Raw genomic sequence first — 12,443 nt, forward strand, 5'->3', positions numbered from 1 at the left:
GGATCGGTCACCTTCGAGATGAAGATTTTTTCAATTTATTTTATCGCTCGATTTCGGCTCAACTGAGGAGCCGAGGGGACGACCATTTCCCAATCAAAATAAAGTCTGCCCGCAGCGTAAATTCTTGCCTCCATATTGAAATTAGGAATAGCTTTGTAGCCCCTAACCAAGCACCCACTTGATCCAAAATACCCCCGTCCAGTCTATCAGTCCGGGAACCTTCCAGGCTGAGGCACACTGGTACCCGAAGGCACTGAACGCTACGATTCACCCCCTCGTCAGTTTTTTCCTGAACCTTTCTACGGAAAGGATCGTCAGCCGCTATTGCCACCTCAACCCGAAGACGGACCGCGACGAACTGACCCGGCTCCTGGAATACAAATGCCAGCACTTTCTTTGGAGTGGGGCCGACCTCATCCACGCCACCACGGCCGAGGGAAACCGCCGTATGGTCGTCATCGAAAACAACTCTTGCCCCAGTGGACAAAAGTCCATGCCCTTGCTGGATGACCACGAGGAGGAAGGCGGCTACCGGCGGCTGGTAGAACGCACCTTCCTGCCTTTCGTAAAGCGTAAAACGGGTGGCACCAAAGTCGAGGGCCGCCTCGCCGTCCTTTACGATAAGAACCCGATGGAAACCCGGGGCTACGCCGCCGTCATTGCGGACGTATTTAAGGAAGAAGTCCTGCTCGTCACCGATTACGACGGTGCCGAATCACGGAACCTGCAGTTAGCTGACAACCAACTTCACGCCAGGGTGGGAGAGGAGTGGGTGCCCCTGCGCGCCGCCTTCCGTTACGTCACCCAGAAACCGTGGACGCGCCTGCCCCTCAACTGCCGGACGAAAATCCTCAACCCCATCGTCGCCTGCCTGGCCGGGGGGCGGAACAAAATGGTGGCCGCCAAAGCCTACGATTTCCTTAACGGTGAATTAGCCGGATCGGGCCTTCGCATCCACGCGCCAGAAACTATTCGGGACGTCGCCAAAGCGGAAATCCCCCTCTGGGTAAACCGCTGGGGTGGCCAAGCCGTCGTCAAGATCCCTTACAGCAATGCGGGGCAGGGCGTCTTCACCATCACCAACCAGCAGGAGTTGGATGACTTCATGGAGACGGACATCCATTACGACCGGTACATCGTTCAGAGTCTCATCGGTAACTACCAGTGGAGTTCCAATAGCAGCACTGGGCGTTATTTCCACGTGGGTACAATCCCCGATAAGCAAGGTAAAACCCACGTTTGCGATATCCGTATGATGGTCAGTAGCACCAAGGATGGCATCCGGCCCTTAGCCTGTTACAGTCGCCGCGCCCGGGCTCCTCTCACCGACGAGTTGACGGGCAACGACGACTCCTGGGCGATGCTTGGTACCAATTTATCGGAGAAATTGGGAGATAATCAATGGTCCAGCGACGTCAACCGGTTACTCCTTATGGACCGCCGTGACTTCAACCGCATGGGCGTCGGGCTCGACGATTTGATTGAGGCTTTCATTCAAACGGTGCTCTCCACGATTGCCATTGATAAGATGGCCAAACAACTCTACACCAAGAAGGGCAAGTTCAGCCTGCGGCTCTTCCGCAGTCTTAATGACGACGCTGCGCTGCTGGACGAAATGCTCAAATGAAAGCACTAAACTTTCTCATCCTTACCGACCACCGGGGGCACAGCGATCAGAACTCCCTCTACGCCCTGACGCAGCAATTGGTCAAGGACGCACGGACCGCAGCGGCCTTCGTCGCTAGCAGGGGGGATGCACGGAATGCGGCCTTTTTCGCTGGCGATCTGTCCGCTCCCATTTACGGATTGGTTGCCAGTCAGGCATTTAGTCAAGCAACCGCGGCGGAGGAGTTCTTGACTAGCCAAGCCACGTCCCAGTACGCGGAGGCCGACGTCATTTGGTTGCGCTTACCGCCGCCGGCTGACCGTGGATTCTTCGCTGCCCTCTCTTCCTTTGCACCTGCGTCAGCGCCCAAGAAAGCTCCCGTGATCATCAACAATCCGGAAGGAATAATCGAAACCGGAAGCAAAGCCTTTTTGCAGCACTTTACCGCGTTCACGGCACCGATCTGGTCCGTAACGAGTGGTTCGCAAATTCAGGAGCTCAGTGAACAGCACGCGCTGGTGCTGAAGCCATTACGGGAGTACGGTGGCCGTGGTTTGGTGAGAATATTGGAGGGTTTCGCCGAGGAAGAAGGACTCAAGATTCCGCTGGGGGAATGGCTCGAAAAGGCAAACTCTACCATCACCTCCGGCGCCTACCTCGCCATGAAGTACCTGAAGAATGTGAGTGCTGGTGATAAGCGCATTCTCGTCGTCAACGGCCGAATTTTGGGCGCCAGCGTACGGGTGCCCGCGCCTGGGCAGTGGCTGTGTAACGTGAGCCAGGGTGGTACGTCCCTGGCCGCGGACATCGCCCCCGAAGAAGAAAAAATGATTGCCGCCGTCGCTCCGGTTTTGCTAAACAAAGGTGTCGTGATCTTCGGCGCCGATACCCTCGTGGATGATGACGGAAAACGCGTCCTCTCCGAATTAAACACCAACAGTATCGGGGGTTTCCCCCAGGCCGAAGCCCAATCCGGCCGGCCGGTACTCCAACAAACTATTAATGGAATTTACGACTACCTCGCCGCGCGGCTATAACGACCTGCCAATCGTGCTCTCATTTAACCTGGAGGACACCCCGGTGGGCGCCATCCGTCACTACTGGTTACGGCTGGCCAGCGACGGCATGGGCAACCCCATGGTAGTGCCGCTGATGGTCGCCCGTGGTGCCAACCCTGGCCCGACCCTGGGCTTGACGGCGGCCATCCACGGTGACGAACTGAACGGTATCTCGGTGATCCAGCGCCTATTTGCGGACCTCGACGTCTCCACGCTAAACGGTACTGTAGTGGCCATCCCGGTCGTCAATATCCCCGGGTTCTTTCGCCAGCAACGCTTTTTTGCGGATGGCGTCGACCTCAACCACCTCATGCCCGGTAAGGAGGACGGTAACGCCAGCCAGGTGTACGCCTACCGCCTCGTGAACCGCTTTTTGAAGTTCGTCGATTACCTATTAGATCTTCACACCGCCAGCCGTGGCCGCATCAACAGCTACTACGTGCGGGCGGACATGAGTATCGAGGTGACCCGCAAACTCGCCCTCTTGCAGCAGCCACAATTGATCGTCCACAACCCGGCTAACGATGGAACTTTCCGGGGCACGGCGGATGACATGGACATCCCCGCCATCACGCTGGAGGTAGGCAACCCCGGAGTCTACCAAAAGAAGATGATCCGCAGTGGTCTGGTCGGCGTTCACAACGTCCTCAGCTATCTGAAAATGACGGACGATGAAGAGGAGGTTGACCCAAAAGTCAACACCATCCTCTGTAAAAAGAGCTACTGGCTGTACACACAAACGGGTGGACTGCTGCAGGTGCACGTCGATTTGCTCGAGCGCGTCAAAAAGGGCCAGTTGGTGGCTTCCCTACGTAACGTTTTTGGCGACCTCACCAAGGAGTATTTCGCACCCGAGGATGGCGTCGTCATCGGAAAATCGACCAGCCCGGTGAATCAAAGTGGTGGGCGGATCTTGCATTTGGGGATTGAGTAGGGGGCGCTGCCGCAGGTGCGGTGAAATGGGGGACAAGCGTACCCTAGAGGTATTGTGGGGCTCACAATGATGTCGTGACCCGAAGAGAAATGGAGTGGGGGGGGGACAGGAATTACGAATTGAATATTTCTGCGGCCATCGTTGAAATGAGGCGCCCAAGGAGGCTGGAATGTAGCCCAAGAAGCTAGCTTGGCGTGCTTGTAACGGGCCGGTCCGAAATCCGTACCTTTAGGCAGTATTACACTCTCAATTTTATTTGCGTCTTTACTCACAATGGCTTTGCCCTTAGCTAGTTGAGTGCTTTGGTCTCACGTAATGAACACCGGCATTTGAATCATCCTCTGAATGGATCACAATCGATTTCGTAATCTCCTGGTTTGCTTTCTGCTGTTGTCGTCGCTGGTAGGTACCGCTGCCTCGGTCTCAGTAGGGTTGCCGAATAGCCTGGATCTGCGTCTGTTGGAACGTCAATTACTCCACGAGCGAGTGGCCTTCGCTACGGCAAATCCTTACGTAGCTCATTGTTCGCTCGCCTCACTGTCGAATAGCATCGAGATAAACAACGCCAGCCTCAACGAGGAGGACGGCATTCTCTTCCAGGACCTCCGCGGTGTGGATTGTTTTGCCCAACCTGACGCACTGGTGGTCTGCGGATTGGGGGATACCATCCCCATCATGCTCTTTACCAAAAGCGTGGAACCCATCTTCGACGTTGAACTTAACGTCTCCTTTAGCCCGGGGCTTGAATACGCCACCTTTGCTTTCGTTGATGACCCAGGGAACCTTAATAATGCGGACCTGGATACCATCAACGTGGATAACGTGCGGAGCCCAACCTTCCGCATCAGCGAAGTGAACCAGGAAGACGGTGGGGTAGTAGTGTACATCGGCGTCAACGCCCAGTGTGGTATTGACTTCGACACTTACGAGCCCGAGGTAAGCTTCAATCTATCCTACGTGACCGCAAATGGCGTTCGGTGCCGGGAGACGTTCACGCCAGCAACTGGATACGCAGAGAATGTATTGAACCCACGGCCCGGTTTCACGGGAGCAGCCACGCCGACGGTGGCCAATTTCACTGATATCAATACGCCCAATTGCATCACTACGCAGTTAACCAACGTGACGCCGGGGGCCGGACTTACGGAGGCCCTGTACTTTATTGAGGACTTCGGTTTTGACCTGGGAATTGAGTTCAGCAGCCTTTCAGTAAATGGTATCGACGTACCGGTCACCGATTACACCGTGGACGATCAAACTGGTCGGGTGTCCGCTATTATTGACGGAAATACCAACCCGGCGTACTGGGGCCCCGATGGGCAGCTGACGACGATGGAATCCATACCCATCGAGGCCTGTTTCGTCACCTCGGGTTGTACTGGAGTAATGGCGACACCCGTCTTCACCGTACAGTCCGCCTGCAACGGTGAGGTCTGTGGTGGATCCGTGGATGTGCAATCCGGAGCTCAATTGGGCGACCGCTTTACGTTCAACCCTACCGTAGACCTGACCTTCGACCAGATCGCGGAGGCTGCTTTTTGTAATCCGGACGAGCCAACGCCTTACGTATACGAAGTAAGTGTGCAGAGTAGTATCCCGGATAGTATCCGGGGCGACGTCTACAACCTACGCTACTTCATCGATCGTTGCCCGGAACAGTTCCTGGACCTCGCTACTGTCGAACTGCTAGATGGTCCGGGTGGAAATGTCCTTGGTTCGTTGCCTGACACGCTCTCCGTCCTGGCCGGTGCGAATAGTAATGGCCGCGTATTTATCAACTTCCGGAATCTACCGGTCGGCCTCGATCCCGACGGCGCTGGAGGTCTGGAAGACATCGATGGGGATGGTGTGTTTGACGACTTGCAGGGAGGCAATACGCTCTACTTCCGCGTATCGCTCGTACCAAGTTGCGACCCCGATGAAGTGTCTACGGAAAGTTTTTCTGAAGTCGGTAGGCCCTGTGATTTTGTGGAGCACTTCATCAACGGAACGCGCAACTGTGGTGCCTTCGGTTTCACCTTTTCGGATCCGGTTGACGATGGCGTTGGCTCAGCAAATAATACTTCTATTGGGGAATTCACGAATACTTCCCCACTCGAAGTAAGGGACATTATTTATGATGGGTACCACAACGTTGGTAGCTACAATGAAGTCGACCCAGACACCGTCGACGTGAGCTTTGAATATACCCTGGATCCGGACGATTTTGCGGCCTGCCCATCGGACGGTACCGTACGCTTACGGGTGAATTTGGAAGACAACATCCCGGAAGCAATTGAGAGTTTCGAGATCATTGAGCCTACGTTCAATGGTACGCCGACCACCATTATTGATGACACGACTAACCTGAATGTAGCTCGCCGTAGTTTTACATTGGATGCAGGCGACGGAACACCTGGAGTAACTTATACCTACACTTTTCGCATCGTGATGTCGGAACGGTTTTGTTCGGCCCGCCGAGTCATTGCACTAACCGCTGCCGTAATTCAGGACTGTGATGCTTGCGACTGTAATCTCACCAGAGCGGGAGGATTCACTACGCTTACCGCGGATCCGGCCAACCTCGGGACATGTTCGGCGGGTAGTTCTATGGCCAGAATTCAAAGAATCAGCACGGGGTATCCATCCCGAGACCTCTCCGGGCAGCGCCTTGACCCTGATGACGTACCCTTGGAGGATCAGACCAGGCTGCTACCCGGTGACACGATTGAAGTAAGCGGGTGGATTGCTGTGGACGAACCAAATGCCTGGAACAATCTCACTCAACGATTAAGCTTCAGTTTGAACCAGTTTGAAGCGGGCTCGAGCTCAAACCGGATCTTCTCCAATCATCGCGTCGAAATCGCGGAGGCCCGTCTGCAGTACGCAAGGTTGGAAAGATTGACGGGGGAGACGTTTGACCTGGGAGCCGTCCCGGTTCCAGGGACGCAGGCGCAAAACACCAGCGGGATAAGTGGAGCAAACGTAATGGTGCAAACAGTAGCTCCCTTTGATAATGTTCACCCCGGAATTTCTAATCCGGAAGATTACGATTCAGGTATTTATCGTAATTCATCGCTGGATTTCCGGGATGGAAACGACATGCGCCTCGCATTCTTCTCCGACTACGCGGAAGGTGACCAGGATGGTTTGGCTGCCCTCTACGATCACATAAACGGTAACTTTGAACAGGACGATACGATCTACCTTGCCTGGCGCCTACCGATTGTGAGTACGCCCAAGGTGCTAGCTAATGGAGAACCAACTTTCTTTGGCCCCACCGTAGATAGTACCCAAATGGGTTTCTTCGTGGAGGCGCGGAACTGGATTGATGAGGCCAACCGCGTTGGAACCGGAGTTGGGCAAGTCGGCATCAGCCCTCGCGCTGACGCTCGAATGTTCTTCCACGAACCTGGTGTCACAACTAGTGCTAGAATTGAGTTTGATGCCTCCGGCTGCGCTGCCGAGTTCGTCCAAACCTTTGAGACGACCAATCCTTTACCCGCTGGTTGGTTTCAGCAGGAGTTCCGGCCCATAATCGGAGTAGAGTACCTCGGCCTGGAAGTTCCCCGGCCTTACTACTACGGGGGAGGCGCTACGGTAACCCATTTCGATCAGCCAAGTCAGGCAATCGTTCCGGACAGTAGCGTAGGTCTGGTCACGTTCCAGGAAGGCCCCGATGAATTCTTTTTACCGGTTCAAAGAAATAGCGGATTACTATTTTTCCGCGATGCGGAATTTAGCAACGGCCTGAGACCCGACGATTTTGTGGGGTTCGACCAGGGAGCGAACGATAAATCCCTGGTGGGTGGAACCTTTCCACTGCTAGGTGTAGGCAGGGATGCAGCCGTTGATAGCTTAGTATTCAGGGTACCCATCAGTCGCGTATGTGGCCAAGCGGTCGCAGCCCGCCCTTTAGAAACGGTGACCAGTGTATCCTACCGGGCGATCACGGATTATAATATACCTACCTATACCTGTAACGATGGTAGTTTCTATTCTGGTGATGGCAATCCCCTGGCCAGTTGCGCTGGCTTCCCTGGAAGGTACTGGCCCTACGACCGAGATGATGATGGTAACCCTCATCACTTGCTGAATGACAGTATAGTTGAAGCTACTGAGGTAGGCCCGCTTCCCACGACGCTTAGCGCCAGCCAAAGTTTTACCCCCGCAGGACCACTCGTTGATGCTCCGGGGCCGGAAATGATCGAGTACTCCGTCACCCTAAACCAAGATATTGATGGCGGGGTGATTGTCTTCACCGCCGAAAATGCCGTAGACGTAATTTCGGTAGATGGCAGCCTACCCGTGATGGCGGGCGCGACCGACTCCACACAGGCATTCGTACTTGACCTCGGCGCGCGCGCTGCCGGAACCTATACCTTTGATCTTGAGATAGACCTGCTCTTCTGCGGGCCGGGTGCCGTTTGCGCCCAAGTGATTCCGGGTTGTAATGACGACCCAGTGGAGCTAGGGCTCGTCGTACTGCGCTCAGATATTATCTGCGGTGCGGATAGCGAAACTTGCGTCGAGTACATCTCCGGCTTACCCGATTTGGAAACGGTTTTCAATTTCCAAAATAATCAGCAATTGTGTTCGGGTGGATCCGTTGGCGGGTAAATATGCGTCCTACTCGCCGTACAATTACGTGTTAGGTAATCCGGTGTCACTTGTAGACCCAGATGGCATGGAGCCAGAGCCTCCGAAGACTATAGGTGTGTTTTTCCATGGTGGACCCTCCGGTAGTGGCAAGACAACTACTCCGAATTCTTCAAATAGTGGTCAGTTTTATACTCATACTGAGAATACAGTACAACAACAGGGAGGAACCTTCGTCGGAAGGATGATTGCTCCGGGTTTGACCACCACTTCAGGAGTTGAAAACGGTATAGACTTTATTACATCCAATTATCAGCAAGGGGATCAGGTCATCCTGTACGGATATAGCTATGGAGTAGATCACACAATGGATTTGGCTACGAAATTAGGTGAGGCCGGAATAAGCGTTGATCTTGTCGTTACAGTAGATGGAGAAGATGGGCTTGGAGGGATTACAATGAATACTACTGTTCCGGATAATGTAGGAGAGAATCTAAACGTATATCAACGAAATGGAGACGGGGGAAGTGGTGGAACGACCTCCAGTCTTGGCAATTCGTCTTCGGATAGCTCTTCAGGTACTAGTAGGTCAAGTGGAACGTCCGGTTCAGCAGGTTCAGGCGGAACTACAAATACTGGTTCGGGGTCCACAGTGGTTCGCAACGTTGATGTGAGTGGCCCAGGTGTTAACCATGGTAATATTCAATCTAAAGCAAGTTCAACAATTAATACTACAATTACAGACCATGTGGAGAGGCACTATCAGTAAGGTAATCAATATAATTCTCTTGGCAGTACTAACAAGTTGTAGCCCCAACTATAGAAATGTTGAGTTGATTGGTACCGTTTTTGATGAAGCTAACGGGAAGATTGTTCAGAACGCTCAAGTGAAAGTCGTGTGGTGGACTTACGATATGAGTACTGCTGCCTGGGAATCAAGGAAGACTGAAGAAGTTCTCTACACTAATACACGAGGTGAGTTTAGTAGTAAAATAGATAAGGCGCAATCTTTTGATGTTGAAGTTTTTTTGTCTGACGGACGAACTTCAGAGTATGCTGAAAATTTGACGAACAATAAGACTTCAATCCGGATAACTATTCAGTAAAAAGGACACTGGTACATGTAGTCTAGGGCCTGACATTAGTCAAAATTACGCATAAGCTCGCCTTGTTTTAAAATCTCGCAGTACAGCATCCAGGTTAAACAAAACGTGCTGTTTTTCTTCCTCCGGTAGTTCGTTAATATCTATCAGCCGGCGCAACATAGCGGGGTCTTTCAGTAAATCACGGTCGGCGGTCTCGCCGAGCAAGTAGCCCACGGTGGTATCGAGAGCTTTAGCGAGGCGTTGGCCAACGTCGATGCTGGGCTTTACTTCGTCACGTTCATATTTTCCGATCAAGGAGTGATGGACTCCGAGAGCCTTGGCCAATGCTGCCTGCGACCACTTTTTAGACTCTCTACATTCTCTCACTTTCTTTCCGAAACTATTACTCATGGCTCCATTTTTGGTGCTAAATGCGACTACTTGCGCGCCTTGAGCAAAAATAATGATGTTTTTTGGCGTAAAAAAGTAAGGAGTTGCTTGCGTGGTGCGCTTGATTTTGTACTTTGGTGCCAAATTTGCGCAGAATCAGTTTTCTCAACTTTATTTTCAAGTGAAGCAGGAACTGATCAAACCACCCACCGATGACCATCCCCGAGATCAAAGCCGCCCTCCCCATCACCACCGTCCTAGCCCACTACGGTCTGGAAGCCGGGCCGAAGGGTTCTCTAAAGTGCCCCTTCCACGACGACCGCGCCGCCTCGATGAAGGTCTACCCCGATACCAACACGGCCTACTGCTTCGCCGGGAGCTGCGAAGTCCAGAGCGTTGACGTCATCGACTTCGTGATGCACATGGAAAAGTGCGACAAGCGGGCGGCGATCCTGAAGGCAAAGGAGTTGTGTGGCGGGCCGGTGGTGACGCCGACGACGAAGCAAACCGGACCGACGCTTGACCTGGCCGCCATCTACGAAGAAAGCCTGGCCGGCATGGAGCGCACGCCAAGTGGTAAAGAATACTGCACAACGCGGGGGCTGGACATCACCGGCATCGGCTACCGAAGTCGCAAGGCGAAGGAGCGGTGGGGTCGAGGCTGCATCATCTTCCCGCTAGTGGATAAGGGCTGCGTGATCCGGGGGCTCTACGGTCGGGCGGTGAAAGGTGGCGGGCATTACTACACGCCGGACCGGGCGGGGCTTTACCCGGAGTATCCGGACATCACCACGACGACGCTGCTGCTGACGGAAAGCGTGATCGATGCGGCCAGTATCATGGGGCTACTGGAAGGGGTGACGGTACTAGCCTTGTATGGCACGAACGGGCTGACGGCGGCGCACCGGATGGAGGTTAAAGGACTGCCAGGCCTGGCCGAGGTTGTTCTGGCCTTGGACGGTGACGCAGCTGGACGGAAAGCTACCGGGGCGATCACGGCCGAAATCAAAGCACTGCGGTCAGGCATCAAGGTAACGACGCTGGTCCTGCCGGAAGGCGAAGACCTGAACGGCATGTGGATCAGCCACGCCGACGAGGAAGCCGGCTGGCTACAAGACCTATATAAAGGACGGCGCGCCGTGGGCGAAGAGCAGGCTAATGAAAACAAGCTCGCGGATGGGTTGGATGATGAAGCCAGAGCCCTGGGCCAGTTGACGGTTAAAGCCCACTACCTGGAATACCTGGGCATGGCGGCGCGCTACCGGGTCCGCGGCGGCATCCGGGGCGGGGCGGAGAGTCTCAAGGTGAGCCTGCAAATCCAGAGCACCGGCCAGGACTACCGCGCCAAAGTCGATCTGTACGAGTACAAGCAAACCGTCAGCCTGGCCGAGCGGACGGCCGGGGTGCTGGACCTGCGCAAAGATCAGGTGCTCGACGATCTACGCCGGTTGACCGATCTGCTGGAAGCGCACCGCGAGACGGCCGCCACCGCTCCCGCGTCCCCGGGCTCGCACCCGCGCCAGCGCCCGCATATGCTGCCGGGCGAACGGGCGGCGGTACTGTCGTTTTTGCGCCGCCCCGACCTTATTGACGAGCTCGGCGAATACCTCGGCCGGGCCGGTATCGTCGGCGAGCAGCGCAGCCGGCTTTTGCTCTACCTGGTTGCGCTCAGCCACGGTACGGACGCGCCGCTGCACGCCCTGGTGCAGGGTACGAGTGGCAGCGGCAAGACGCACCTGGTGACGAAGATATCCGAGTTGCTGCCGCCGGAAGACGTGATCACGCTGACGCGGGTGACGGACTCGAGTTTTTACAATTACGGGCGCGAAGACTTGAAGTATAAGCTGATCGTGCTGGAAGATCTGGACGGGTTGAAGGAGGAAGCTTTACTGGCGTTCCGCGAGTTACAGAGTCGGGGGCGGTTAACGTCGTCGACGTCGATCAAGGATGAGAGCGGCAATATCCGGGGCGTGGTCAGGACGGTGGAAGGGCCCGTGGCCAGCCTGGCGGCCACGACGCACGGCGAGGTGTACGAAGACAACCTGAGCCGCTGCCTGGTGGTGGCCGTCGACGAGAGCGAGGAGCAAACGCGGGCGGTGGTGGACTATCAGAATCGGCGGGCGGCGGGGCTGGTCGACGTGGCCGGCGAGATGTCGCTGAAGCTGTTTTTGCGTAACTGCGTGCGGCTGCTGGACCGGTCGTTGACGGTCGTCAATCCGTACGCCACGGCGGTGGCGCTGCCGGCCGAGGCGAGTAAGCTGCGACGGCTCAACGCGCTCTACCAGAGCTTCGTCCGCCAAATCGTACTGCTGCACCAACACCAGCGGAGCCGCGACCGAGCCGGGCGGCTGATCGCTGAGGTAAGCGACCTGAAGGCGGCGTGTGAGTTGCTTTTTGACGCCATCGTTTTAAAGGTGGACGAGCTCGATGGCGCCTTGCGCTTCTTCTTCGATCGGCTGAAAAACTACGTCCTGGAACGGGGCCGGGAGTATGAGTTCACGCGGCGCGAAGTGCGCCAGGCCTTGCGGATATCGAAGACCCAACAACACGCCTACCTGACGCAGCTGCTGGAGCTGGAATACATCAAACAAGTGGGCGGCTACGCCAACCGGGGGCTAACCTACAAAGTGGAGTACTGGGACGACTCGGCCGCGCTGCGGGCGCGCCTGAAGGCGGATCTGAACGCGCAACTGGCCAGAATAGAGCAGCAAGCCGAACGCCACGGAACGCCAGGCCGAACGCCAGAAGCCGCATAATGACTAGTAAATAAGGCCAAAATGCCGCTGGCGTTC

8 protein-coding genes are annotated in these 12,443 nt (G+C 55.2%); 7 read left to right on the forward strand and 1 reads right to left on the reverse strand.

The window, feature by feature from the left end:
* Positions 1-178: 178 nt before the first annotated feature.
* The 6 genes from A3850_RS12710 to A3850_RS12730 all read left to right on the forward strand — a co-directional run bounded on the left by A3850_RS12710 (position 179) and on the right by A3850_RS12730 (position 9,282).
* Complete coding sequence (locus A3850_RS12710; RefSeq protein WP_068217046.1) at positions 179-1,627, forward strand: hypothetical protein; 1,449 nt, start codon at positions 179-181, stop codon at positions 1,625-1,627.
* Positions 1,624-2,643, forward strand: a complete 1,020-nt coding sequence (locus A3850_RS12715; RefSeq protein WP_068217048.1) for a RimK family alpha-L-glutamate ligase — start codon at positions 1,624-1,626, stop codon at positions 2,641-2,643. Before A3850_RS12710 ends, A3850_RS12715 begins: the two co-directional genes overlap by 4 nt.
* A complete protein-coding gene (locus tag A3850_RS12720) occupies positions 2,609-3,598 on the forward strand; it encodes a succinylglutamate desuccinylase/aspartoacylase family protein (protein ID WP_068217050.1) in 990 nt (329 codons plus the stop codon). Before A3850_RS12715 ends, A3850_RS12720 begins: the two co-directional genes overlap by 35 nt.
* A gap of 345 nt (positions 3,599-3,943) precedes the next feature.
* On the forward strand, positions 3,944-8,197 hold the full coding sequence (locus tag A3850_RS12725) for a hypothetical protein (RefSeq protein WP_157501123.1): 4,254 nt from the start codon (positions 3,944-3,946) through the stop codon (positions 8,195-8,197).
* A gap of 67 nt (positions 8,198-8,264) precedes the next feature.
* The gene (locus A3850_RS20210; RefSeq protein ID WP_157501125.1) at positions 8,265-8,945 is read left to right on the forward strand and encodes a hypothetical protein; all 681 of its coding nucleotides are present in this window, start codon (positions 8,265-8,267) and stop codon (positions 8,943-8,945) included.
* Positions 8,946-8,964: 19 nt separating this feature from the next.
* A complete protein-coding gene (locus A3850_RS12730) occupies positions 8,965-9,282 on the forward strand; it encodes a hypothetical protein (RefSeq protein ID WP_157501127.1) in 318 nt (105 codons plus the stop codon).
* A 45-nt stretch (positions 9,283-9,327) separates the two neighbouring features.
* Here the strand turns inward: A3850_RS12730 and A3850_RS12735 are convergent, their stop codons facing one another.
* Positions 9,328-9,795 carry a helix-turn-helix domain-containing protein gene (locus A3850_RS12735; protein ID WP_197494047.1) on the reverse strand — a complete coding sequence of 156 codons (468 nt, stop codon included), beginning with the start codon at positions 9,793-9,795 and terminating at the stop codon, positions 9,328-9,330.
* A 68-nt stretch (positions 9,796-9,863) separates the two neighbouring features.
* On the opposite strand from A3850_RS12735, the gene A3850_RS12740 reads away from it, so the two are divergent.
* Positions 9,864-12,407 (forward strand): toprim domain-containing protein, encoded by a 2,544-nt coding sequence (locus A3850_RS12740; protein ID WP_068217054.1) that lies wholly within the window; start codon positions 9,864-9,866, stop codon positions 12,405-12,407.
* Positions 12,408-12,443 lie beyond the last annotated feature (36 nt).

Source organism: Lewinella sp. 4G2, from assembly GCF_001625015.1.
GTDB lineage: Bacteria > Bacteroidota > Bacteroidia > Chitinophagales > Saprospiraceae > Neolewinella.